Origin of the sequence: Pseudomonas sp. NFACC24-1 (assembly GCF_900115235.1) — a bacterium.
GTDB lineage: Bacteria > Pseudomonadota > Gammaproteobacteria > Pseudomonadales > Pseudomonadaceae > Aquipseudomonas > Aquipseudomonas fluorescens_AA.
Window position 1 is genome coordinate 116,079 of the sequence record NZ_FOVS01000001.1, and the last position, 24,940, is coordinate 141,018.

23 protein-coding genes are annotated in these 24,940 nt (G+C 62.8%); 16 read left to right on the top strand and 7 right to left on the bottom strand.

Going from position 1 to position 24,940, the window contains the following annotated elements:
* Positions 1-822: a gamma-carboxygeranoyl-CoA hydratase gene (locus BM317_RS00525; protein WP_092175296.1), complete on the top strand. Its 822-nt coding sequence runs from the start codon at positions 1-3 to the stop codon at positions 820-822.
* Complete coding sequence (locus tag BM317_RS00530) at positions 819-2,768, top strand: acetyl/propionyl/methylcrotonyl-CoA carboxylase subunit alpha (RefSeq protein WP_092472674.1); 1,950 nt, start codon at positions 819-821, stop codon at positions 2,766-2,768. The genes BM317_RS00525 and BM317_RS00530 overlap by 4 nt, the downstream gene beginning before the upstream one ends.
* 29 nt (positions 2,769-2,797) lie before the next feature.
* Here BM317_RS00530 and BM317_RS00535 read toward each other — a convergent pair whose 3' ends face one another.
* Complete coding sequence (locus tag BM317_RS00535) at positions 2,798-3,445, bottom strand: LexA family protein (protein ID WP_092175304.1); 648 nt, start codon at positions 3,443-3,445, stop codon at positions 2,798-2,800.
* A 130-nt stretch (positions 3,446-3,575) separates the two neighbouring features.
* Here BM317_RS00535 and BM317_RS00540 point away from each other — a divergent pair, with 130 nt between their 5' ends.
* The gene (locus tag BM317_RS00540; protein WP_060738301.1) at positions 3,576-3,917 is read left to right on the top strand and encodes a DUF6124 family protein; all 342 of its coding nucleotides are present in this window, start codon (positions 3,576-3,578) and stop codon (positions 3,915-3,917) included.
* 507 nt (positions 3,918-4,424) lie between these two features.
* Entirely contained in the window at positions 4,425-5,576 is a 1,152-nt protein-coding gene (locus tag BM317_RS00545) for a M14 family metallopeptidase (RefSeq protein ID WP_092175313.1), read from the top strand.
* A 193-nt stretch (positions 5,577-5,769) separates the two neighbouring features.
* Here BM317_RS00545 and BM317_RS00550 read toward each other — a convergent pair whose 3' ends face one another.
* Both BM317_RS00550 and BM317_RS00555 read right to left on the bottom strand, forming a co-directional pair.
* The gene (locus BM317_RS00550) at positions 5,770-6,306 is read right to left on the bottom strand and encodes a cytochrome b (RefSeq protein ID WP_060738303.1); all 537 of its coding nucleotides are present in this window, start codon (positions 6,304-6,306) and stop codon (positions 5,770-5,772) included.
* A complete protein-coding gene (locus BM317_RS00555; protein WP_092472676.1) occupies positions 6,303-7,385 on the bottom strand; it encodes a catalase family peroxidase in 1,083 nt (360 codons plus the stop codon). The genes BM317_RS00550 and BM317_RS00555 overlap by 4 nt, the downstream gene beginning before the upstream one ends.
* Before the next feature lie 168 nt (positions 7,386-7,553).
* On the opposite strand from BM317_RS00555, the gene BM317_RS00560 reads away from it, so the two are divergent.
* Both BM317_RS00560 and BM317_RS00565 read left to right on the top strand, forming a co-directional pair.
* Positions 7,554-8,060: a sigma-70 family RNA polymerase sigma factor gene (locus tag BM317_RS00560; RefSeq protein ID WP_092175321.1), complete on the top strand. Its 507-nt coding sequence runs from the start codon at positions 7,554-7,556 to the stop codon at positions 8,058-8,060.
* On the top strand, positions 8,057-8,809 hold the full coding sequence (locus tag BM317_RS00565) for an anti-sigma factor family protein (RefSeq protein ID WP_092175324.1): 753 nt from the start codon (positions 8,057-8,059) through the stop codon (positions 8,807-8,809). Before BM317_RS00560 ends, BM317_RS00565 begins: the two co-directional genes overlap by 4 nt.
* 132 nt (positions 8,810-8,941) lie before the next feature.
* On the opposite strand, the gene BM317_RS00570 is transcribed toward BM317_RS00565, so the two are convergent.
* Positions 8,942-9,778 (bottom strand): IclR family transcriptional regulator, encoded by an 837-nt coding sequence (locus BM317_RS00570; RefSeq protein ID WP_092472678.1) that lies wholly within the window; start codon positions 9,776-9,778, stop codon positions 8,942-8,944.
* A 245-nt stretch (positions 9,779-10,023) separates the two neighbouring features.
* Here BM317_RS00570 and BM317_RS00575 point away from each other — a divergent pair, with 245 nt between their 5' ends.
* The 8 genes from BM317_RS00575 (at position 10,024) to BM317_RS00610 (ending at position 18,461) form a co-directional block, all read left to right on the top strand.
* Positions 10,024-11,049 (top strand): ABC transporter ATP-binding protein, encoded by a 1,026-nt coding sequence (locus tag BM317_RS00575; RefSeq protein ID WP_092472680.1) that lies wholly within the window; start codon positions 10,024-10,026, stop codon positions 11,047-11,049.
* On the top strand, positions 11,046-11,915 hold the full coding sequence (locus BM317_RS00580) for an ABC transporter permease (RefSeq protein ID WP_092472682.1): 870 nt from the start codon (positions 11,046-11,048) through the stop codon (positions 11,913-11,915). Before BM317_RS00575 ends, BM317_RS00580 begins: the two co-directional genes overlap by 4 nt.
* A gap of 6 nt (positions 11,916-11,921) precedes the next feature.
* Positions 11,922-12,716 carry an ABC transporter permease gene (locus tag BM317_RS00585; protein WP_072405341.1) on the top strand — a complete coding sequence of 265 codons (795 nt, stop codon included), beginning with the start codon at positions 11,922-11,924 and terminating at the stop codon, positions 12,714-12,716.
* Between the two features lie 7 nt (positions 12,717-12,723).
* Positions 12,724-13,014, top strand: a complete 291-nt coding sequence (locus tag BM317_RS00590) for a (2Fe-2S)-binding protein (protein ID WP_003199964.1) — start codon at positions 12,724-12,726, stop codon at positions 13,012-13,014.
* A gap of 301 nt (positions 13,015-13,315) precedes the next feature.
* Positions 13,316-14,671, top strand: coding sequence for an FAD/NAD(P)-dependent oxidoreductase (locus BM317_RS00595; RefSeq protein ID WP_092472684.1), 1,356 nt, complete (start codon positions 13,316-13,318; stop codon positions 14,669-14,671).
* Positions 14,668-15,783: an NAD(P)/FAD-dependent oxidoreductase gene (locus BM317_RS00600; protein ID WP_092472686.1), complete on the top strand. Its 1,116-nt coding sequence runs from the start codon at positions 14,668-14,670 to the stop codon at positions 15,781-15,783. The genes BM317_RS00595 and BM317_RS00600 overlap by 4 nt, the downstream gene beginning before the upstream one ends.
* Before the next feature lie 18 nt (positions 15,784-15,801).
* The gene (locus tag BM317_RS00605; protein WP_092472688.1) at positions 15,802-16,863 is read left to right on the top strand and encodes an ABC transporter substrate-binding protein; all 1,062 of its coding nucleotides are present in this window, start codon (positions 15,802-15,804) and stop codon (positions 16,861-16,863) included.
* Between the two features lie 272 nt (positions 16,864-17,135).
* Positions 17,136-18,461, top strand: coding sequence for a leucine-rich repeat-containing protein kinase family protein (locus BM317_RS00610; protein ID WP_092472689.1), 1,326 nt, complete (start codon positions 17,136-17,138; stop codon positions 18,459-18,461).
* A gap of 202 nt (positions 18,462-18,663) precedes the next feature.
* On the opposite strand, the gene BM317_RS00615 is transcribed toward BM317_RS00610, so the two are convergent.
* A complete protein-coding gene (locus BM317_RS00615) occupies positions 18,664-19,368 on the bottom strand; it encodes a YebC/PmpR family DNA-binding transcriptional regulator (protein WP_003183149.1) in 705 nt (234 codons plus the stop codon).
* 219 nt (positions 19,369-19,587) lie between these two features.
* Between BM317_RS00615 and BM317_RS00620 the strand changes: the two genes are divergently transcribed.
* Both BM317_RS00620 and BM317_RS00625 read left to right on the top strand, forming a co-directional pair.
* Positions 19,588-20,991, top strand: coding sequence for a type VI secretion system Vgr family protein (locus BM317_RS00620; RefSeq protein WP_092472691.1), 1,404 nt, complete (start codon positions 19,588-19,590; stop codon positions 20,989-20,991).
* A 123-nt stretch (positions 20,992-21,114) separates the two neighbouring features.
* The gene (locus BM317_RS00625) at positions 21,115-21,663 is read left to right on the top strand and encodes a cytochrome b (RefSeq protein ID WP_092472693.1); all 549 of its coding nucleotides are present in this window, start codon (positions 21,115-21,117) and stop codon (positions 21,661-21,663) included.
* A gap of 7 nt (positions 21,664-21,670) precedes the next feature.
* Here the strand turns inward: BM317_RS00625 and BM317_RS00630 are convergent, their stop codons facing one another.
* Positions 21,671-22,579, bottom strand: a complete 909-nt coding sequence (locus BM317_RS00630) for a 1-aminocyclopropane-1-carboxylate deaminase/D-cysteine desulfhydrase (protein ID WP_092472695.1) — start codon at positions 22,577-22,579, stop codon at positions 21,671-21,673.
* A gap of 183 nt (positions 22,580-22,762) precedes the next feature.
* On the bottom strand, positions 22,763-24,802 hold the full coding sequence (locus BM317_RS00635) for an oxidoreductase (protein WP_092472697.1): 2,040 nt from the start codon (positions 24,800-24,802) through the stop codon (positions 22,763-22,765).
* Positions 24,803-24,940 lie beyond the last annotated feature (138 nt).

Here is a 24,940-nt window from a genome sequence, read left to right on the forward strand (position 1 = left end):
ATGGATAATTTCAACACCCTCGAACTGCACAGCGACCCACGGGGCGTTGCCACCCTGTGGCTCAGCCGCGAGTCGAAAAACAACGCGTTCAACGCCGAAATGATCCGCGAACTGATCCTCGCCCTGGACCACGTCAGCAGCGATCCTAACCTGCGCTTCCTGCTGATCCGCGGCCGCGGCAAGCATTTCAGCGCCGGCGCCGACCTGGCCTGGATGCAGCAATCGGCCGAGCTCGACTACCACACCAACCTCGATGACGCTCGGGAACTGGCAGAGCTGATGTACAACCTCGCCAAACTGAAAATTCCTACGCTGGCCGTCGTCCAGGGTGCGGCGTTTGGTGGCGCGCTGGGACTTATCAGTGCTTGCGACATGGCCATTGGCGCCGATGAAGCACAGTTCTGCCTGTCGGAAGTGCGCATTGGCCTGGCACCGGCGGTGATCAGCCCGTTCGTGGTGCAAGCCATCGGCGAACGGGCGGCGCGTCGTTATGCCCTGACGGCTGAACGCTTCGACGGCCAACGTGCGAAAGAGATCGGCTTACTGTCGGAAAGTTACCCAGTCGAGACCCTGGACCAGCAGGTCGAACAGTGGATCGACAACCTGTTGCTCAACAGTCCGGCCGCCATGCGCGCCAGCAAGGAACTGCTGCGTGAAGTCGGCAACGGCGCCCTTACCCCGGCGCTGCGGCGCTACACCGAAAACGCCATCGCCCGCATCCGCGTCAGCCCGGAGGGCCAGGAAGGCCTGCGCGCCTTCCTGCAAAAACGTGCGCCGAACTGGCAAGCCGAGTCGAACCATAACAAGGAGCCGCGTCGATGAGCGCCCCTGCCCTCACCACGTTGCTGGTGGCCAACCGTGGCGAAATCGCCTGCCGCGTCATGCGCACCGCCAAGGCCATGGGCCTGACCACTGTTGCCGTACACAGCGCCACCGACCGTGATGCCCGCCACAGCCGTGAAGCCGACATTCGCGTCGACTTGGGCGGCAACAAGGCCGCCGACAGTTACCTGCAAATCGACAAACTGATCGCCGCAGCGAAAGCCAGCGGCGCCCAGGCCATTCACCCCGGTTATGGCTTTCTGTCCGAAAACGCCGGGTTCGCCCGGGCGATTGAAAATGCCGGGCTGATCTTCCTCGGCCCACCGGCTTCGGCCATCGACGCCATGGGCAGCAAATCGGCGGCCAAGACGCTGATGGAAACCGCCGGCGTGCCCCTGGTACCCGGTTATCACGGCGAAGCCCAGGACCTGGAGACCTTTCGCGACGCCGCCGAGCGCATCGGCTACCCGGTATTGCTCAAGGCCACTGCCGGTGGTGGCGGCAAAGGCATGAAAGTGGTCGAGGACGTCAGCCAACTGGCCGAAGCCCTGGCCTCGGCCCAGCGCGAAGCACAGTCCTCGTTCGGCGATTCACGGATGCTGGTGGAAAAATACCTGCTCAAGCCGCGCCATGTGGAGATCCAGGTCTTTGCCGATCAACACGGCAACTGCCTGTATCTCAACGAGCGCGATTGCTCGATCCAACGCCGCCACCAGAAAGTCGTGGAGGAAGCCCCAGCCCCCGGCCTGACCCCGCAACTGCGCCGGGCCATGGGGGAAGCCGCCGTGCGCGCCGCCCAGGCGATCGGCTATGTCGGGGCCGGTACGGTGGAGTTCCTGCTGGATGCCCGGGGCGAGTTTTTCTTCATGGAAATGAACACTCGGTTGCAGGTCGAGCATCCGGTCACCGAGGCGATCACCGGGCTGGACCTGGTGGCCTGGCAGATCCGCGTCGCCCAAGGCGAGCCATTGCCCATCACTCAAGCGCAAGTGCCGCTGCTCGGTCACGCCATCGAAGTGCGGTTGTATGCCGAGGACCCGGGCAACGATTTCCTGCCGGCCACCGGGCGCCTGGCGTTGTATCGCGAATCGGCCGAGGGGCCGGGTCGGCGGGTCGACAGCGGGGTTGAAGAAGGCGATGAAATCTCGCCGTTCTACGACCCGATGCTCGGCAAGCTGATTGCCTGGGGTGAAGACCGTGAGCAGGCACGCTTGCGACTGTTGAGCATGCTCGATGAATTTGTCATTGGCGGGCTGAAAACCAATATCGGGTTTCTGCGCCGAATCGTCGCCCATCCCGCCTTCGCGGCGGCAGAGCTGGACACCGGATTTATCCCACGTTACCAGGCGCAATTACTGCCAGAGCCCGGCGAATTGGATGACGCGTTCTGGTTCGCCGCCGCCCAGGGAGTCGCCTTGAGCCTGGCACCGCGAGTACGCGGCGATGACGCCGGCTCACCGTGGGCCAGCACCACCGGGATGCGCCTGGGGTTGCCGAGGGAAACCACCTTGCACCTGAGCTGTGAAGGTCAGGATCGTGCGCTGACGCTGGACGTCACAGCCCATTGCGCGGAACTCAAGGGGGAACAACTGACTATCGAGCACCATGGTCTGCGCCGCAGCCATCGGGCCATTCGCCAGGTTGACAGCCTGTACCTGCAATGGGAAGGTGACTTGCGCCGGATCGACCTGCACGACCCGCTGGCCGCCGCCGAAGCCAGCCACAGCCATCAAGGCGGCCTGGCCGCGCCCATGAACGGCAGCATCGTGCGGGTCTTGGTGAGTGTCGGCCAGACGGTGGAAGCCGGGGCTCAACTGGTGGTACTGGAGGCCATGAAAATGGAGCACAGCATTCGTGCGCCCAAGGCCGGTGTGATCAAGGCGCTGTATTGCCAGGAAGGCGAAATGGTCAGCGAGGGCAGTGCCCTGGTGGCGTTCGAAGAATAGGAATCGGCCCGCTCCCAGGGCCGATCCAGTCAGAACCTGATGGTGGCCTGCACCACCACACCGATGATGCGGCATTGCTCGGTGTACAGGTTTTTCGGGTAAGTCGGATTGAGCGGAACCAGGTAACGCTGCCCACTCTCTTCGATCAATTTGCGAAAGGTCGCGTCACTGCTGCCGGGCAGGCAGGCGACCACCAGTTTGCCGGGCACCGCCTCGATGGCCGGATCCACCAGGATCGACATGCCCTCGGGAATGCTCAACCCACTGGGTGCGGTCATCGCATCGCCCACCACCACCAGCCAGAATGCGTCGCCCTGGGCGTGGTAGTCCGTCAGTTCGTAGCGCGCCTGGCTGTAGGCGCCGGGATCGCCTTCGCGAACCTCGCCAACCTCGTGCCACTCACTGACCGGGTAACGGAAGTACGGATTGTACTTCTGCGCCAGGGCCATGCCTTCTTCGGTGGAGGTGTCCGGCTCGCGGATCACCATGGCCACTTCCAGAAACTCCAGCCCCAGCTCCCGCAGAACCCGGTTCATGTCGTCGACACTGGGCTGCCGGCGCTTGGTCAGCCAATGGCCGACGCCGCCCTGGGACATTCCCAACCGCTCTGCGAGCACCACTTGCGTGATGCGCAGCTCCTTCATTTTGGCCTTGACCAACTCTATCCATTTATCCATGTGCGGCACGATACGTGGGTGGCTCCGACCCGCAAAACACAAATTGTAGTATTTAAATTGTCGTCACAATTACGGTAAGTACTATTCTGGATTCAGGCCTTCAGCCCCTCACACGGAGATTTTCATCACCATGGACACACCCAATACAGACCAGCCCAGCAGCCCTTTCGACGGCACGTTCCCTTCACTGCAGGATTGCCCGGCAGCCAAACGCGCCCTCGATTACTACTTGAAACCAGGTGTTTCGCCAGCCCAGGCAGAACATCGTTTTTTCGAGGTCAGCCACAGCGTCAGCGCAGAGGAAGCCCTGGTCCATGCGTGCGACCTGCTGCGCTGTGCAGCGGCAACCGCCCATGAGTCGGCCAACCAGTTAGACGGTTCGAGCCGTGACTTGGCATTTTCAGTGGTGCACATGATCGATCTGGTCAAGGTGATGCTTGACCGATCCCTGGATGGCTACCCTACTCGCTAGCGGTAACCCTCGGGAATGTCGTGGCGAACGCGGACGACGAGAAAATTTTTTTCCAATCGATGCGATAAAACCATTTGACTTGCAAATGATAATGATTATTATTGCATCAGCTGGTCGCGAGATCAGTCGATAGACCAGAAGACCTTAGGTCGGACTTCTGGAATATCTCCTCATCAGGCTAATCACGGTTTTTGACCCGGCTTTTTGCCGGGTCTTTTTTTGCCGATTTTTCGGCTTATGTCTTCAGGCTAATGAAGTCTTTTAGGGTGCTGCCAATTCGTTGGCGGCGATGATAGCAAATGAATATCCGTTTACAAGCGTCCCCCCGCCACACAGGCGAAAACTATCGACATCCAGCACTTGAGAATCAATTGCAGACTCTCTAAGCTGGCTCGGCGTCCAGGGAGGACGCCCCCTCGTTTACGTGACGTAAATCGCCCCGGTTTCCCCTTTCTTGCGTGTTTCTTGCGTGTAAAGTAACGGCCATGAAAATCCTTTCCAGGAATCGTGACCGTGGCTAAATCTTCCTTTGATATCAGCGCCAATTTCGACAGCGGCAACATCGAAGTCGTCGACATCAGCAACCCGTTGCAGTCGTTGCTCAAGATCAGGCCCGACACCCGCAGCGCCCATTTCCAGTGGTTCCACTTCAAGGCCAGCGGCTTGCACGTCGGCCAGGAATATTCCTTCCGCCTGCTCAACGCCAGTCAATCGTCTTACAACAAAGCCTGGACGGGCTACCAGACCGTCGCCTCCTACGATCACGTCAATTGGTTCCGCATTCCGACCCAGTTTGAAGGCGACGCCCTGCGCTTTCATCTGGAAGCCGAACAACCCCACGCCTGGTTCGCCTACTTCGAACCCTACAGCCGTGGCCGTCATGACTGGCTGATCGAGCAAGCGCAGCACAAGGCCGGCACCGAGCTATTGGCCGTTGGTAAAAGCGTGGAAGGCCGTGACATTCAATTGCTGCGCAAGGGCAGCGGTGCCGAAGGCCGGCGCAAAATATGGATCATCGCCCAGCAGCACCCCGGCGAGCACATGGCCGAATGGTTCATGGAGGGCGTGATCGAACGCCTCCAGCAGCATGACGATGGGCAACTGAACCGGTTGCTCGCCAAGGCCGACCTGTACCTGGTGCCGAACATGAACCCGGACGGCGCGTTCCACGGTCATCTGCGGACCAACGCCATGGGCCAGGACCTCAACCGCGCATGGCAGAACGCCAGTCCAGAAATCAGCCCCGAAGTCTTTTTCGTACAGCAGCAAATGGAAAAGTACGGCGTCGACCTGTTCCTCGACGCTCATGGCGATGAGGAAATCCCCCATGTCTTCACCGCCGGTTGCGAAGGCAACCCAGGCTACACGCCGCGCATCGCCGAACTCGAAGAGCGCTTTCGCAGCCATCTCAAGCACCAGACCAAAGACTTCCAGACCGCTCACGGCTACACCCGCGATGAACCGGGCCAGGCCAACATGACCCTGGCCTGTAACGCGGTCGGGCAGAAATATGACTGCCTGTCCCTGACCCTGGAAATGCCATTCAAGGACCATGACGATCACCCGAACCCGATCACCGGCTGGTCTGGCAAACGTTCGATGCAACTGGGCAAGGATGTGTTGAGCACCATCGAGGCCATGGTTGACGAATTGCGCTGATCCAATGATCTGATCAGAGGCACTGTGGCGAGGGAGCTCGCTCCCGCTCGGCGATGTAGGAGCTGGCGAAGCCTGCGATCTTTTGATCTTTCACTGAGGAATCAAGTGTCAATTGAAAGATCGCAGCCTCGCTTCGCTCGGCAGCTCCTACAAACGCCACCCGGCGGGAGCAAGCACCCTTGCCATGACTTCATCAGCCCTTGCCGCGCAACATACTGTCCAACACCTCATCCCGGCGCACCCACGCGTGAAACAGCGCCGCCGCCAGATGCACCAGCACGGTCAGGAACAACAAATAAGCCAGGTACCCGTGGGCCTTGCGCAGCAGTGCGAACGTCTGGGCGTGGGCGGGCAGGATCGAAGGCAGTTGCAACCAGTTACCGAGCATCACCGGATCCCCCGCCGCCGAAATCATGCCCCAGCCCAACAACGGCAGCACCAGCATCAAGGCGTACAACAGCACATGGGAAACGTTTGCCGCCAGCACTTGCCAACCCGGCAGATCGGCCGGCAGCGGCGGTTGGCGGGTAGTAAACCGCACCACCAGGCGCACGATCACCAACAGCAAAATCGCGATGCCCAATGGTTTGTGCAACTGCAGCAGCCATTCATGGCGCGCGGACACTGAAGCGACCATGCCGGCGCCGATAAACAGCATGGCGATGATCATCAATGCCATCAGCCAGTGCAGCAGCCGAGCCAGCGGTGCGAAGTGACGAGGGGCGCTCATGGGCGTGACTCCTGGGTGGCGGGCAATTGGCTCACTTCGCTGGTACGACGCAGATAGGAACTGGCATAAGCAGCGGAACGCGCGACCAACAGCGGATCGTCAGACCCTTCGATCCCTTGGGGCAGGATCAGCGGGTCATAGTTGATATCGCGGCATTCGCCGTTGTCCTGCGCCTGGGTGCGCTCCAGCACCAGCGTGCCGGCGTTGAGCACCTTGCGGTCAGCGGGCCAGGCCTTGCTGGCGTCGTTCACCGGGTCCCCCGGGTTGGCCAAGGTGATGTTCAGTTGCCAGCGCAATGGCCCGGCGGCGAGACGCTTCGCCAAGTCTTGCTCAAGGAAGTCGGCGCCCTGGGGTGGCGTCGCATCGGCAGCGTCCTGGCTCAGTGGTACCACGCCCCAGCGCACGGCCTGGCGCTGCCCGGCGGGGTTGACCAGATAGAAGGCGTTGATGCCGTTGTAGGTTTCGGTGGCATAGCTGGCCGACGGCTTGGCGGTCTTGATCCATTGCAGGAACGGCACGGCTTCGGGATGCGCGGCAAAGAACGCCGGTACGGCCGCGGGATTCGGTTTCCCTGTGGCAGGGTCCGGCGACTGGGCTTGCTGGAGCTGGTAGAAGGCTTCGGGCGTGCCCACCGGAAACACAGGCATGCTGTTCATGCCGGTGCGCCATTGCTGGCCGTTGGCCTGGGTAAAACGCAGCGCCAGGCTGCGAATCGGCACACTGCTATCCGGTGCATAAGGGTTGCCGCTGGGCAAGGCGAAACGCCCAACCACGGGCGTTTGCGGCAGCGAAAACACCTGGGCGCTGGAATAGGCGCTGACCTCGCCCGAGCTTTGGAAATAACCCGCGACGCAGACTCCTTTCGAGTGGTTGCGTCGAAAGCCCGGGTGAACGCCGTTGTTTTTTTCCAAGACATTGACCAGCGCTTCCGGTGTCAGGCGCTGTGGGTCAAGGCTGCCATTGACGTAGGCAAACAGTCCGGCCAGCGCGGCGACAATCACCGCAATGCCGCTCAGGCGCAGTGTCAGGGCGGCGGCACTCAAGGGCGGCCGGCTCGACGAGGGTGAAGGATCAACCATGAGAAAGCTCCAGGGCTCGAGGCCATTTGTTGGAAATGGATCCGTCAGACGAAGACCTGGCAGGTTTATTCCCACGCCTCGTATTTATTTTTCCTGCACTGGAATAATCTCGTTCGCGGGTCGTCTTTCCAGTCCCGGCGCAGTGACTGCCTACAGAAGCCACCTTCCATGAATGCACTAGACGAACAGTTGCGCGAACTCCTCCCCAGGCTACGGCGCTTTGCCGTGTCGCTGACGCGCAACCCGAGCAACGCCGACGACTTGGTGCAGATGTGCCTGGAACGGGCGTTGTCCAAATGGAACGACAAGCGCCCGGACGGCGATCTGCGAGCCTGGCTGTTTTCGATCCTGTATCGGCAGTTTCTCGACGGCCATCGCCGCTCCCGCCGGTACGCGCGCATGCTGGAGTTTTTCACCGGCCGCGACGATGCCCACCCTTCGGCCGAACGCAGCGTGATCGCACAGTCGTCTTTGCAGGCCTTCGATCAGCTCACGACGGAACAGCGTGCGCTGTTGTTATGGGTGTCGGTGGAAGGCTTGAGTTACCAGCAAGTCGCCGACATCCTCGGCGTACCGACCGGCACGGTGATGTCCCGCCTGTCCCGCGCCCGCCAGGCCCTGCGCCAACTCAGCGATGGCGAAATCACCCGCCCCACCCTGCGGATACTCAAATGATCAGCATGCCCCCCAGCGAAAGCGACCTGCACGCCTACGTCGATCGTCAACTGAGCGAGGCCGACCAGCGCCTGGTCGAGACCTACCTGGCCAACCAGCCCGAAGTCGCCGCCCGTATCCGGGCCTGGCAACAGGACGCACAGCACCTGCGCACGGCCCTGAGCGGAGCCTTGCAACAACCGTCCAACCCGGACCTCGACCCGGCCATGATTCGCCAACGCCTGAAACATCGCTCCCATCGCCACCTGGCCAGCGCCGCGGTGTTGCTGCTGGCGGTCAGCGTGGGAGGCTTCGGTGGCTGGCAGGCGCGGCAAATGACCCTGCTCAGCGCCGTTGCGCCCATGGCCGATGCCCTCCAGGCATACCGGTTGATTGCCCAGCAGGGCATCCTTCCAGCCGATTACCAGAGCGGCGACGAGCAGCACATGCAAGATTGGCTCGACCGCTACTTCACCCAGGCCGACCGGCTGCCCAACCTGTCCGGCGCCGGCTTCAAACCGGTCAGCGGGCGATTGCTCAGCACCGAGCAAGGCGCAGCGGCGATGGTGGTCTATCAGGACCCCAGCGGTCAGAAAATCAGCTTCTACGTGCGCCCACCCGGCCCGAAAAACTTCCTGCTGCCCCGGGGCAGTCGCCGCGATGGCGAGCTGGAAGCCGAGTACTGGTCCGGGCCGGGCTACAACTATGCGATGGTCATACCGAGTGACACGCCGACAATGCAAAGACTTAAGCAGACATTGGACTTCTGAGCATCACCATCCCCTGTGGGAGCGGGCTTGCTCACGAAGGCGGTGTGTCAGGCGACATCATCTTGGCAGATACACCGCTTTCGCGAGCAAGCCCGCTCCCACAAGGGATTTGTGGAAGGCTTCAAGGTGTGTTCACCCCTGCCCGAACACCTGCGAAGGCCTGCGCAGCAACGGGTCGAACGGGTTGATCCGCGGCCCGATCAGGGCCGCCTCGCGCTTGAGCATGTCCACCACCGTCGGCAGGCGATCGGGCCCCAACCGGTCGCTCACGGTTGCCACGCTCAAGGCGGCCACGGCCCGGCCATCACGGTCCAGGATCGGCACAGCCACCCCGGCCATGCCTTGCAGTACGCCGGTGTTGCGCCCGGCGTAACCCAGCGCGCGCACGTTCTCCACTTCCGAACGCAGGAAGACTTCGTCGTACAGATGGAAATCCTTGAGCCGTGGCAGGTTGTATTGAATCACCGTGTCGCGCTCCTCTTGCGGCAGGAACGCCAGGATCGCCAGGCTGCCCTGCCCCACGCCCAACGCCACGCGGCCACCAATGTCACCGGTGAACGTGCGGATCGGAAACGGTCCCTCGCTGCGGTCCAGGCAAATGGCATCGAAACCACTGCGGGCGAGCAGAAACAGCGAGTCCCCCAAGGACGCCGACAACCGCAGCATGGCCGGGCGCACCAGGTCGCGCAGATTGCCGGTATTGCCGGCGCGGGCCGCCAGGGCGAAGAACTCCAGGCTCAGGCGATAGCGTTTGCTGCTGGCATCCTGCTCGACCATGCCCTCGTCCATCAGGCTGCGCAGCAAGCGATGCGTGGTGGGCTGGGACAGGCCGATGCGCTGGGCCAATTGCGTCACTCGCTCACCGCCTTCGGCGGTGTCACCCAAGCTGCGCAACACGGCAAACAGCCTGGAGACCGCTCCGACACCGACTTCGCCCTTGTCATTATTCCGATCAGTGGAATCAAACATGTAATTTCTCATTATTAAATTTACTCACTGAATGAAACTGAAAATAATCTTCATCTCAGTGAAATAGTCCATTGAGCCCATCCTATTCTTCGTCCTACTCTTCGTCCAGACAGGGGCGATTCGAACAACAGCGGCAGCCGACTCAAGGTCGAGCGCCAACGCACCCCAGCAGCACCCTTTCGTATCTGCCCATAAAAAAGCGCGCCCTTGCGGCGACGCATAACAATCCCAGGTGGAGCGCAGCGATGGCTTTTGTGCAACTTGAAGGACTTGGCAAACGCTACGGTGACATCGATGCCGTGGTCGCCACCAACCTGTCGGTGGAAAAAGGCGAGTTTGTCTCGCTACTGGGGCCTTCCGGCTGCGGCAAGACCACGACCCTGCAAATGATTGCCGGCTTCGTCGAAGTCAGCAGCGGGCGCATCCTGCTGGACGGGCGCGACATTACCCACGCCAAGCCCGCCAGCCGTGGCCTGGGGGTGGTGTTCCAGAGCTACGCGCTGTTCCCCCATATGTCCGTCAAGGACAACGTCGCCTTCGGCCTGCGCATGCGCAAAGTGGCCAACGCCGAACTGCAACAACGGGTGGACCGGGTGTTGAAACTGGTCCGCCTGGACCGCCACGCCGACCGCTACCCGAGAGAACTCTCGGGCGGTCAGCGCCAACGCGTGGCACTGGCCCGGGCTTTGGTGATCGAACCGCCGGTGCTGTTGCTCGACGAGCCGCTGTCCAACCTCGACGCCAACTTGCGCGAAGAGATGCAATACGAAATTCGCCGCATCCAGCGCGAAGTCGGAATCACCACACTGATGGTGACCCACGACCAGTCCGAAGCCCTGTCGATCAGTGACCGGGTCGTGGTGATGCAGGCCGGGCGCATCACCCAGATCGATGCGCCGTACACCCTTTACGAGCACCCGCGCACCGAGTTCATTTCCAGCTTCGTCGGCAAAGCCAACCTGCTGCCCGGTGTGCGGGACAGTGCGGGCGTCGTTCAAGCCTGCAGCCAGGCCGATGGCGAGCTGACCCTGAGCCTGCGCCCGGAAAAAATCGACCTGTGCGAGGCCGGTTCAGGGCGACTGCAAGGCACCCTCGTCAGCCGTTTTTTCCTGGGCAGCCAATGGCTGTACGGTGTGTCCACCGGCCTGGGTGAACTCTGCGTGGTGCGCCGCAACGACGGCTCGGCGCCCTTGGTCGAAGGCACGGCGGTGGGCCTGGACTGGGATCCGGCACTGCTGCGGGTGCTGAGTGTGGACGAGGTACCGGCATGAAGCTGATCGATGCGATGCGCCGCGGTCGGCAAGGCTACCTGATGTCCGCGCCGGCCCTGGCCTTGTACCTGGGCTTGCTGGTGATTCCCTTGGGCTTGACCTTGGTCCTGTCGTTCAACGTCTTCGACTACAGTTCGGGCATCGACGGCGACGCCTACACGCTTGAGCACTACACCAGCCTGCTGGGTGATCCGTACTTCTACGAGATCTTTTTGCGCACATTCTGGATCAGTGCCCTGACCACTGTTTTGTGCGTGCTGATCGGCGTGCCCGAGGCGTACATCCTCAGTCGCATGGGCGCGCCGTGGCGCTCGATTTTCCTGATCCTGATTCTCACGCCGCTGCTGATTTCGGTGGTGGTACGAGCCTTCGGCTGGAGCCTGTTGCTCGGCGCCGACGGCCTGATCAACCAGGCCCTGCAAGCCTTCGGCGGTGCGCCGGTGAAGCTGCTCTATACACCGTTCGCCGTGGTCATCGCCCTGGTCCACGTGATGTTGCCGTTCATGATCATTCCAGTCTGGACCTCGTTGCAGAAACTCGACCCGGCCGCCGAACAGGCCGCGCTGTCCCTGGGGGCGAGCCAGTTCACGGTGATCCGCAAAATAGTGTTGCCGCAAATCATGCCCGGCATGCTGTCCGGCACCCTCATTGTGTTCGGCCTCGCCGCCAGCTCCTTCGCGATTCCCGGCCTGCTCGGCGGACGGCGCTTGAAGATGGTCGCCACGTTGATCTACGACCAGTACCTGTCGGAGCTGAACTGGCCGATGGGGGCAGCCATCGCCGTCGCGCTGCTGCTGCTCAACCTGCTGATCATGCTGTCGTGGAACCGGATGATCGAAGGCCGCTACAAGAAGTCATTGGGATAATTCGTCATGTCCAGAAACGGTCCTTTCGCGCTGCTGTTCCACGCCTTGGTGGTGGTCTTCATGCTCGCGCCGCTGGTGGTGGTCTGCCTCGTCGCCTTCACCCCGGAAAACACCCTGAGCCTGCCGACCACCGAATTTTCCCTGCGCTGGTTTCGCGCGGTGTTCGAGCGCGCGGATTTTGTCGACGCGTTCTACAACAGCTTGGTCCTGGCGTTCTGCGCGGCCTCACTGGCGACGCTGATTGCGGTGCCGGCGGCCCTGGCGATCACGCGGCTGGAGTTCCCGGGCCGGGATTTCTTCAACGGCTTGTTCCTGTCACCGATCATCATTCCGCACTTGGTACTGGGGGTCGCCTTGCTGCGCCTGTTTGCGCTGATGGGCGTGAACGGCAGCTTCGCCTGGCTGATCTTCGCCCATGTGCTGGTGATCACGCCGTATGTGCTGCGCCTGGTGCTGGCCTCGGCCATCGGCCTGGACCGCAGCGCCGAACAGGCCGCGCAATCGTTGGGGGCCGGGCGCTTCACACTGTTCCGGCAAATCACCTTGCCAATGATCCTGCCGGGGGTGGCCGGGGGGTGGCTGCTGGCGTTCATCAATAGTTTCGATGAAGTCACGCTGTCGATCTTCGTCACCTCGCCGGCCACGCAAACCTTGCCGGTGCGCATGTACGTGTACGCCACCGAATCCATCGATCCGATGATGGCGGCGGTCTCGGCGCTGGTCATCGGGCTCACCGCGCTGACCATGATTCTGCTCGACCGGGTCTACGGCCTGGATCGGGTCCTGGTAGGCAAACAATGAGGGTGTCATGGCACTGCTGAAACGACTGGCCGAAGGCGACCGCCCGGCCCTGGACTTCACCCTCGACGGCCAGCCCGCCACCGGGCTGCTGGGGGACACGCTGCTGACCGCCGTGCTGACCTGCAGCGAACACCTGCGCGGCAGTGACTTCAGCGCCGAGCCCCGGGCCGGCTTCTGCCTGATGGGCGCCTGCCAGGACTGCTGGGTGCGCCTGGGCGACGGTCGCCGCGTACGCGCCTGCTCGACCCTGCTGGAAGCCGGGCAGCACATCAGCCGCGAACCGGGACGCCAGGTATGAACATTGTCGACAGGCCGAGCCTCATCGCGAGCAAGCTCGCTCCCACAGGGGATTTGCAGCGTGCACAAGATAAAGCATCACCCCAAATCAAATGTGGGAGCGGGCTTGCTCGCAAAAGCGGTCTGTCTACCGAAACCGTCGTTGGATGTGCCGCCGTCTTCGCGAGCAAGCCCGCTCCCACGGGGGGACTGCGGTGTGCACAAAACCAATATCCACAACAGAGCCCATGTGGGAGCGAGCTTGCTCGCGATGACCGTTTCGACAACCCCACGAATCCCCCGGCCCTGCCCGTGAGGTGGCGATGAAACCGATAGCCATCATCGGCGCCGGCCCGGCCGGTATCCGCGCCGCGCAGACCCTGGTCGCCCATGGCGTGTATCCCGTCCTGCTGGACGAAGCCGCTCGCGGTGGCGGGCAGATCTATCGGCGTCAACCGGCCAACTTCAAGCGCTCGCCCACCAAGCTCTATGGCTTCGAAGCGCACAAGGCCAGCGCCGTCCACCAGACCCTCGACGAGTTGCGCGAGCAGCTCGATTACCGTCCCGACACCCTGGTGTGGAACGCCGAAGCCGGTGTGCTGGACACTTTGCATGAAGGTCGCGCCGATCGTCTTGAATACGCCAGCGTGATCGTCGCCACCGGCGCCACCGACCGGATCCTGCCCGTACCTGGATGGACCCTGCCCGGGGTGTACAGCCTGGGCGCGGCGCAGATCGCGCTGAAATTCCAGGGGTGCGCCATCGGCGAACGGGTGGTGTTCGCTGGCAGCGGTCCCTTGCTGTATCTGGTGGCGTATCAGTACGCCAAGGCCGGGGCCAACGTGGTCGCGGTGCTCGACAGTTCGCCCTTCAGCGCCCAGGCCCGCGCCCTGCCCGGCCTGCTGGTGCAACCGGCCACCCTCGCCAAGGGGCTCTACTACCGTGCCTGGCTGACCGCCCACGGCATCAGTGTGCACCAAGGCGCGAATCTGTCGCGTATCAGCGGGGAACGCCGGGTCCAGTCGCTAAAATGGCGCAACGCAAAAGGCGAGCAAACCCTCGATTGCGACGCGGTGGCCTTCGCCCACGGCTTGCGCAGCGAAACTCAACTGGCCGACCTGCTGGGCTGCGAGTTTTCCTGGAGCGCCCTCAACCGCGCCTGGCTGCCACTGCGGGACCACGCTGGACGCAGCAGCGTACCGGGGGTTTACCTGGCGGGTGACGGTGCCGGAATCATGGGTGCCGACGCGGCGGAAATGGCCGGTGAACGGGCGGCCCTGGCCTTGCTCGAAGACCTCGGCTACTCGACCGACCCGCAGCGTTGCACGCAACTGGAAGAAGCCCTTGAGCGCATCGGCCGATTCCGGGAAGGCCTGGAGCGCGCATTTGCCTTTCCTGAACACTGGGCCGCCGACGCTGCCGATCACCTGATGATCTGCCGCTGCGAAGAAGTCAGCGCCGGCGATATCCGCCGGGTGGTGGGCGAAGGCCATTGGGAGATCAACCGGGTCAAGGCCCATTGTCGGGTCGGCATGGGCCGTTGCCAGGGGCGGATGTGCGGCGCCGCTGCCGCGGAGATCATTGCCTGCGAAAGTGGCCGCGCTGTCGCCAGCATCGGCCGCTTGCGGGCCCAGGCACCGATCAAACCCGTGCCGTTCGGCCTGGAGGTCGAGCCATGATCGAAGTGGATGCAGTGATCATTGGTGGCGGTATCGTCGGCGCCTCGGCCGCGTTGTTCCTGAGCCAGGCCGGACGCCGGGTGGCGTTGCTGGAGCGCGACTTCTGCGGCTCGCACTCCAGCGGCGTGAACTACGGCGGTGTGCGCCGCCAGGGCCGCCCCCTGTCGCAACTGCCCCTGTCGCAACGGGCCCATGAAATCTGGCGCCAGTTGCCCCAGTTGATCGGCATCGACGGCGAGTACCAGCGCAGCGGTCATCTGAAGCTGGCCCGCAGCGCCGAAGACTTGCAAGCGCTGCACGACTACGCCGTCGCCAGCCAAGGCTTCGGCCTGGATTTGCAACTGCTCGATCGCACGGCCCTGCGCCGGCGTTTTCCGTGGGTCGGCGCCGTCGCGGTGGGGGCGTCGCTCTGCCCGGATGACGGCCATGCCAATCCGCGCCTGGTATCCCCAGCCTTCGCCCAGGCCGCTCGCCGACAGGGGGCGCAAATCCATGAACAATGCACTGTCAGCAACGTGGTGCACGACAGCCAACGCTTTGTCGTACACACCGCAGCGGGCCTGACGTTCCACGCGCCCTGGCTGCTGAACTGCGCCGGAGCCTGGGCCAGCCAGTTCGCCGCGCAATTCGGCGAAGCGGTACCGATGCACGCCGGGCATCCGGCGATGCTGGTCACCGAACCCTTGCCCCTGGTCATGGACGCCAGCACCGGCGTCGAGGGTGGCGGTATCTACGCCCGCCAGGTCTCGCGCGGCAATTGCGTACTGGGAGGCGGCCAAGGCTTTGCCTTGGATGCCGCTCGCGCCCGGCCCGGCCAGAACGCCGTGCTGGAAATCCTGCGCCAGGCCGTCGAGCTCTACCCGTTTTTGGAGGGCGCCCAGGCGATTCGTACCTGGAGCGGCACCGAAGGTTACCTGCCCGATCGCCAACCAGTGATCGGCCACAGCAGCACCCAGCCCGGTCTATTGCACGCGTTCGGCTTTGCCGGCGCGGGTTTCCAGATCGGTCCGGCGGTGGGCCAGGCACTCACCGAGATCATCTGCAGCGGGGCTTCGACCACGCCGCTGGATGCGTTTTCCATCACCCGGTTTCACTCCATCTCCGTTGCTTGATAGAGGAAGGTCGCGCCAATGAATAACGTCAAACGCAATGCACTGTTCGGTTTCTGCTCGCTGGGTTCCGCTTGCCTGGGCGCCCTGCTCCCGGTCACCCAGGCGTTGGCCGAGCCGACGCTTTACCTGGGCATGAACGGCGGCACCATGGAGCGGCTCTACGCCGACAAGGTCTTGCCGGCGTTCGAGAAAGCCAACAATGTCAAAGTGGTCATCGTGCCCGGCACCTCCGCCGACATCCTGGCGAAAGTCCAGGCCAGCAAAGGCAACCCGCAGATGCACGTGATGTTCCTCGATGACGGCATCATGTACCGCGCCATCGCCATGGGGTTGTGCGACAAGCTCGAGGACAGCCCGACCCTGGCGCAGATCCCGGCCAAGGGGCGTATCAAGGACCAGGCCGTGGCCGTCAGCCTCGGGGTGACGGGGCTGGCCTACAACACCCGGCTGTTCAAGGAAAAAGGCTGGAATACGCCCACTTCATGGATGGACCTGGCCGATCCGCGCTTCAAGGACAAAGTGGTGTTCCAGTCGATGGCCTCGTCCACCTTCGGCCTGCACGGCTTTTTGATGTTCAACCGGATCCAGGGCGGCAGCGAAACCGACGTCGAGCCAGGTTTCAAGGCGTGGCCGAACACGGTGGGGCGCAACGTGCTGGAGTACATCCCGAGCTCGGCGAAGATATCCGAAATGCTACAGACCGATGAAGCCGCGCTGTTCCCACTGACACCGACTCAGGTGACCGCGCTGAAACTCAAGGGCATGCCCGTCGAATATGCCCAGCCGAAGGAAGGCGCCGTGGTCCTCAACGTCGCCGAATGCACCATCGCGCAAAACACCCAGCCGGAACTGGCACAAAAGCTCGCCGCTTTCCTGCTGACCCCGCAAGCCCAGGCCATTGCCCTGGAAGAAGGCGACCAGATCCCTTCCAACCCCAACACCCCGACCACCGACAAGACCCGTGGCCAGGTGGAGGCGATGAAGCAATACCTGGAAACAGCGATTGCCGTGGATTGGGACCAGGTCAACGAACAACGCCCGGCCTGGAACGCCCGTTGGAACCGCAGCATCGAGCGCTAGAGGGAATTTTGCAGTTATCATGCGGCCATCTCACAATCAATTGAACCGATGACCTGTGGCGAGGCAGCTTGCTCCCGCTGGGTTCTGTAGGAGCTGGCGGAGCCTGCGATCTTTTGATCTTTCACTTGGGCCTCAAGCGCTAGGGGAAAGATCGCAGCCTCGTTGCACTCGGCAGCTCCTACATAGCTCCTACAGCGCCGCCCAGCGGGAGCAAGCTCCCTCGCCACAGGTGTGTCCGCGTTTTTTCTTCTTGATCAACAGCGAACCCTGCCATGCACACCCTCGCCCAACTACGCGCCGGCCAGCTCTCGGGCATCACCCGGCTGGACCTGGCCTGCGGCTTGACGGAGTTTCCCCGGGAAATCTTCGAGCTGGCCGATTCCCTCGAGATCCTCAACCTCAGCGGCAATCAGTTGGACACGTTGCCCGACGACCTGCATCGGCTGGCTCGCCTGCGTGTGCTGTTCTGTTCCGACAACCGCTTCACTGAACTGCCCGAATGCCTGGGCCGTTGCAGCGCATTGACCATGGTCGGTTTCAAGGCCAACCGCATCACCCGCGTCACGGGCGCCGCGCTGCCACCACGGCTGCGCTGGCTGATCCTGACCGACAACGACGTCAGCCACTTGCCGGATGAGCTGGGCCAACGCCCGCACCTGCAAAAACTGATGCTGGCCGGCAACCGTTTGCAGCAGTTACCGGCGAGCCTGGGCCAGTGTCATCGCCTGGAACTGCTGCGCATCGCCGCCAACCAATTGACCGAACTGCCGCAATGGTTGCTGGAGCTGCCGAGCCTCGGTTGGCTGGCCTACGCCGGCAACCCACTGGAAACCCAGGCCGATGCCGCAGCCTTGAACACCACGACCCCCATCGACTGGTCGCAACTGACGCTGCAACGACAACTGGGCGAAGGCGCCTCCGGAGTGATTCACCAAGCGATCTGGCAGGCGCCCGGCCAAGTGGCGCGAAACGTCGCGGTGAAGCTGTACAAAGGCCAGATGACCAGCGATGGCTCACCCCTGCATGAAATGCATGCCTGCATCACCGCCGGTCGACACCCGAACCTGATTGACGTGTTGGGCCAGGTCGCCGGGCACCCCGAGCAACAGGCCGGGCTGGTCATGGCACTGATCGAGCCCAGCTATCGCAACCTCGCCGGGCTGCCGAGCCTGGCGTCATGCACCCGCGACGTGTATGCCGATGAACTGCGCCTGAGCGCCCCGGTGGCCTTGCGCATCGCCCACGGCATCGCCTCGGTGGCGGCGCACCTGCACCGCCAGGGCATCACCCATGGGGATCTGTACGGGCACAATATCCTGTGCAATGACCAGGGCGATTGCCTGCTGGGGGACTTTGGCGCGGCGTCGTTCCACGCCACTGCAGACACCTTGCAAACCCGCGCACTGCAACGCATCGAGGTGCGGGCCTTCGGGATTCTGCTGGGGGAATTGCTGGCACGGATCGAACCGACGCCCAGTGCGCAGGATCTTGCATGGCTGCTGGATTTGGAGGCGCGCTGCTGTCAGCCGGAGGTGCTGGCACGGCCGGGGTTCGATGAGATTGAAGGCTTGCTGCGCGAGTTCAAACACAGCGGTTGAGCCAGCAGCACCAACCCGTCAAGCACACCACCTATTGTGGCGAGGGGATTTATCCCCGCTGGGCTGCGCAGCAGCCCCCTAAATCCTGCAGAGTCAGCCAGACATACTCAAGTCGTCTGGTTTTAGGGCCGCTTCGCGGCCCAGCGGGGATAAATCCCCTCGCCACATGTCCATCATGTCCCTGACCCAAACAGCGTGGTGCTTAACCCGCCAACCCAACAAACATGTCCTGCACGTCATCATGGTTGTCGAGGCCTTCGAGGAAGGCTTCGACTTCAGCCATCTGCTCGTCGGTCAAGCCGCTGACCGGATTCTTCGGCTGATAGCCCAGCTTGGCCGACAACACGGTGAAGCCCTGCTCCGGCAAGGCCTTCTGCACGGCATCGAGGTCGGCAGGATCGGTAAGGAACAACGTCGCGCCGTCTTCGCCCGGCTCGAAATCCTGGGCACCGGCCTCGATGGCGGCCATTTCCGGATCGGCGTCCGGGCTGTCCGGCGCGGCTTCGATCATGCCGACATGGTTGAAGTCCCACGCCACCGAACCCGAGGCACCCAGTTGGCCCTTGCGGAACGCGACACGAATTTCGGCGACGGTACGGTTGATGTTGTCGGTCACGCATTCAACGATCAGCGGCACCTGGTGCGGCGCGAACCCTTCGTAGGTGACGCGGTGGTATTGCACGGTTTCACCGAGCTGGCCGGAACCTTTCTTGATCGCACGTTCCAGGGTCTCGCGGGGCATCGAGGCCTTCTTCGCCTGCTCGACCACCAGACGCAAGTGCGCGTTGGTCGCGGTATCAGCACCGTTGCGCGCGGCAATGGTGATTTCCTTCACCAGTTTGCCGAAGATCTTGCCCTTGGCATTGGCAGCCGCTTCTTTGTGTTTAACCTTCCACTGTGCGCCCATTACTCACTCTCTTGTCTGACGCGCCGAGACATCTGCCGGCCGGCGCTGTGGCGCAAGTTTATACGGCCTAAACCGGCTGATCGACCAAAAAATTCAGCCTGCCGGATCGACATTTTCACAGTGTGTTGTAGGGCTTTTCTGAAATAGCGGCTCGCGAGCACCGTTCCCCCCCATGGTTTCGTACCCTCTGGGCCTCTGTCCCTGCCAGTAGGAGGCGCGATGCGCAACGACACGGAAAGTCCCTTCAGCCTGACGCTCACGCAAAACGACTTGCAGCTGCAAGTCTTGCGCTTCAATGGCCGCGAAGCCCTCAACCAGCCGTACCGCTTTGACCTCGAGCTGATCTGCCTGGCCCCACCGATAAACCCCGACCTGCTATTGGGGCAACCGGCATTCCTGCGCCTGGACGGCGAGTCGGGCATCCATGGGGTTGTCCACAGCGTCAGCCTGAGTGCCTCGGCACCGCGGCGCATCGGCTACCGCTTGACGTTGGTGCCCTACCTGCAGCGATTGGAACAAGGCCCGCGGCGCCGGGTTTTCCATCGGCTCAGCGTGGTGCAGTTGCTGCAGCGCCTGCTGGAAGACAACGCTCTGCCCGCTGACAGTTACCGTTTCGAACTGCCCCATGGGCAGTATCCGTGTCGCCCATTCTGCATCCAGTACGACGAAAGCGACCTGGCCCTCCTGCAACGCCTGTGTGAGGAAGAAGGCATTCATTACCACTTCGAACACACTCCCCAGGGCCACACCCTGGTGTTTGCCGAAGACCCGAAGAGTTTCCCCGCACGCTCCGTCGAGCTGCCCCTGCGCCCGAACGACAACTCGATACCGGCCATCAAACGCTTGTATATGCGCCACCACGCGACGGTGCCTGGCGTGCCTGTGGGGTTCCGTGACCGGGGAGCGACCGAAACCGAGGCCCCGGCGGCGAATCAACCCCTCGGGCAGATCGACCATGAGGCCATGCACGGCGACCCGGCCCTGACTCACCGTTACCAGGCCGGACGCCGCCATCTGGAGCGGTTGCGCTGTCGGCAACGGGAAATCCATGGCCACAGTGATCAACCGGCCCTGCACAGCGGCGACATCGTGCCGATCTGCGAACACCCGGTTTCCACCTTCAACGATCAATGGCTGATCACCGAGGTCCAGCATCGCGGGCGGCAGTTTTCGATCCTTGAACCGGACCTGCCCACCACACCGTCGGCCCGTGACTACCGCAACCGCTTCACCGCCATTCCCTGGTCCACCGTGTTCAGGCCGGCCCTCAAGCACCCCAAACCGTGTATTCCCGGCTATCACCTGGCCCATGTACTCGGCCGCACCGGCCAGCCGGCCCCGTTCGATGAGCACGGCCAAGTGAGTGTCAGCCTCTGGGCGCCGGACCAGGAAGGCATCACGCTGCCCGTGTCGCGACTGACGCTGGGCGACAGCCCTCCCCTGATGGCCGGCAGCGAAGTGCTGGTGAGCTTTCTCGATGGCGACCCCGACCGACCGGTGCTGTGCCCAGGGGCGGTCGATATCGGCGCAGGACCCGCCACCCCACCGAAACCGTCCCGTGGCAATCATGATGCAAGGCTGCTGTTGGACTGGCTGCTGAACCCACCAGACTTCACACCCTGATCCTGCCCTTTGGATTCTTGCCGGCAAACCTGATCTGGCTCATGCAAACCCAACGAAACGGGCTTACAGTAAAGATACGCCGCGCTAGACGGCGCTCTACCCTGATTGTTGGAGATACCCGCAATGCCCTGGAAAAACTCGGAAAGCCGCTACAGTACCGTCACGGTAACCTTGCATTGGTTGATGCTGGTCCTGCTGGCCGTGGTTTATGCCTGCATTGAGTTGCGGGGAGTTTTTCCCAAGGGCAGCGGCGGCCGGACATTGATCAAGGAAGCGCATTTCATGCTCGGCCTGACGGTGTTCGTGCTGGTCTGGCTGCGCCTGTTCGCCCGCAGCATGGGCAAGGCACCGGCGATTTTCCCGGCATCGCCTGCCTGGCAAACCATCCTCGCCCGCCTCATGCACTGGGCGCTGTACCTGTTCATGATCGCCATGCCGCTGCTGGGCTGGCTGATCACCAGCGCCGAAGGGCACCAGGTGATGTTCTACGGTTTCGATCTGCCGTTGCTCATCAATCAAGACAAGGATTTCGCCAAGCAACTGGAAAGTTGGCACGTGCTGGGCGGCACCATCGGCTATTGGTTGATTGGCCTGCATGCCTTGGCAGGGCTGTATCACCACTACGTGGTGCGGGACAACACGCTGCTGCGGATGATGCCCAAACGCGGCTGATCGCCCGTCAATCGAACCCTCGGCGGCCTTGCAAACCGCCGGTGTGGACAAAGACCAGGCGCGTGCCGGGGGCAAAGCCTCCCGCCTCGACCCGCGCCTTGAGCACCATCAAGGCCTTGCCGGTGTACAACGGCTCCAGTTCGATGGCCGTCGTGTTTTCGATGAAGGCCGTGAGCTCGGCATCGACCTGGGCGAACCCGCCACGGCTGCCGTCGACCAACTCATGACGCGGGCTGGAAAGCCCCGCTTCCCCCACGATGCGCTCGACCTGCCGGGCCACGCCATGGTCCGGGGGCACGGCCAGCACGCCGTAGACCGGGCGCTCGCCCGCTTCGGCCAGCACCAGTCCGGCCAGCGACGTCCCGGTGCCGCAGGCCAACCACCAGCCGTGATAATCCGCCCACCCCAGCGCTGCCAGTTGTTCACGGACACTGGCCGCCCACGTCATGCAACCTTGCGCCCCAGGCAAACCCGAACCGCCCTCGGGCACCGGATGCAAATGTGGGTAGCGGAGCTGCCACGGTCCCCAGAAATCCGCTGCGTGCCGCTCTCGGTATCCGCCATAACCCAACCAGTGCAGGTCCATGCCAAACGCCTTCAGGTCGCGCACCGTCGGCGTCTCCTGGGGATGACCGCGCAACAGCCCGGCCGTGGGAAAGCCGAAGCGCTTGCCGGCCGCCGCCAACGCATGCAAATGATTGGAATAGGCACCACCCAGGCTCATGATCCCTTCGGCACCGACCTCATGGGCGGCGCGCAGATGATGGACCAGCTTGAACCACTTGTTGCCGCTGATCAGCGGATCGATCCGGTCCAGACGCAACACCGCCACTTCGACACCGGCACGGGCGAGCCAATCCAGGTGAAGGGGTTCGAGTCGGGGTTGGGGATGCCAGTCGAGGGCGGGAAGCAGCATGGCGGCAGGCCGGGTGGAAACAGGCCGGTATCTTAACAGCTGGCGGGGGACTTCAGGTTCACCCCTCCCCACTGTGGGAGCGAGCTTGCTCGCGATAGCGGCGGATCAGCCAGCATCCATGCAACTGACTCACCGCAATCGCGAGCAAGCTCGCTCCCACAAGGGTTTTCCTGGGATTGAGCCTTACAACTGCGCCGCCAACCGCGACCCCTGGTTGATCGCCCGCTTGGCATCCAGTTCCGCCGCCACGTCGGCACCGCCAATGAGGTGAACGGTCTGCCCCGCCGCTTCCAGGCCTTCCTGCAGCTCACGCAGTGGATCCTGGCCGGCGCAGATCACGATGTTATCCACCGCCAGTACTTGCGGCTCGCCGGTTTCGCCGATGCGAATGTGCAGTCCCTCATCGTCGATCTTCAGGTACTCGACACTGTTGAGCATCTGCACCTGCTTGTTCTTCAGGCCCGTGCGATGAATCCAGCCGGTGGTCTTGCCCAGGCCGTCACCGACCTTCGAGGTCTTGCGTTGCAGCAGGAACACCTGGCGCGCCGGTGCATGGGGTTCAGCCTTGATCCCGGCCACGCCGCCACGGGCCTCGAGGTGGGTGTCGATGCCCCACTCCTTCCAGAACGCCTCGCGGTCCTGGCTGGTGGCGACGCCCTGGTGAACCAGGAACTCCGACACGTCGAAGCCAATACCGCCGGCACCGATCACCGCGACGCTGCGGCCCACCGGCTTGCGCTCGAGGATCACGTCCAGGTAGCTCAAGACCTTGGCATGCTCCACCCCGGGAATCGCCGGCACGCGTGGGGCGATGCCGGTGGCGAGAATGATCTCGTCGTAGCCGCCCGCCACCAATTGCGCCACATCCACCCGGGTGTCGAGGCACAGCTCGACATGGCTGGTCTGCAATTTGCGTTTGAAATAGCGCAGGGTTTCGAAGAACTCTTCCTTGCCCGGCACGCGCTTGGCAATGTTGAACTGACCACCGATTTCACTGGCCGAATCGAACAGCGTCACCTGGTGCCCACGTTCGGCCGCCACCGTGGCAGCGGACAACCCGGCCGGGCCGGCGCCGACCACGGCGATCTTCTTCACCTGGGTCACCGGCAAGTAGTTCAGCTCGGTTTCATGACAGGCCCGTGGGTTGACCAGGCAAGTGGTGAGCTTGCCGCCAAAGGTGTGGTCCAGGCACGCCTGGTTGCAGCCGATGCAGGTGTTGATTTCATCGCTGCGACCGGCAGCGGCCTTGTTGACGAACTCTGGATCAGCCAGGAACGGCCGCGCCATGGAGACCATGTCGGCATCGCCTTCGGCCAGGATCTGCTCGGCCACTTCCGGGGTGTTGATGCGGTTGGTGGTGATCAGTGGGATGTTCACCGAACCGCGCAGCTTGGCCGTCACTTTGCTGAACGCCGCCCGGGGAACCTTGGTGGCGATGGTGGGAATTCGTGCTTCGTGCCAACCGATACCGGTGTTGATGATCGTCGCGCCGGCCTGCTCGATGGCCTTGGCCAACTGGACGATTTCGTCCCAGGTGCTGCCGCCGTCCACCAGATCGAGCATCGACAGGCGAAAGATAATGATGAAATTCGGGCCTACCGCTTCGCGCACCCGGCGGACGATCTCCACCGGCAGGCGCATGCGGTTTTCATAGCTGCCGCCCCAACGGTCGGTGCGGTGGTTGGTGTGGGCCGCCAGGAACTGGTTAATGAAATAACCTTCCGACCCCATGATCTCGACGCCATCGTATTCGGCCTTCTGGGCCAGGACCGAGCAGGTGACGAAATCGCTGATCTGCTTCTCGATTCCCTCCTCGTCCAGTTCCTTGGGCTTGAACGGGTTGATCGGCGCCTGGATCGCGCTCGGTGCCACTTGCTTGGGGCTGTAGGCATAGCGCCCGGCGTGAAGAATCTGCATGCAGATCTTGCCACCGGCTTCGTGCACGGCCCGGGTCACGATCCGGTGCTTGAGCGCCTCTTCTTCGGTGGTCAGCTTGGCCGCGCCGGAGTAGACACCGCCCTCGTCGTTCGGCCCGATCCCGCCGGTGACCATCAGGCCCACGCCGCCCCGGGCGCGTTCGGCAAAATACGCCGCCATGCGTTCGAAGCCACCGGATTTCTCTTCCAGGCCGGTGTGCATCGAGCCCATCAGGGTACGGTTGCGCAACGTGGTGAAACCCAGGTCCAGCGGGGCCAGCAGATGCGGGTAATGGGAGGCGGTCATCGATAACTCCACAACGGGCGATCACGGAAAAAAGCGCAAGCTCTGCGGCGTGCGTCTGTCATGGCCCACAGCGTAAGAGTCCGGATGCGGGCGCTCAATGACCGTAACTGACAAGTTAATGATCCAAATGTGCAGCGC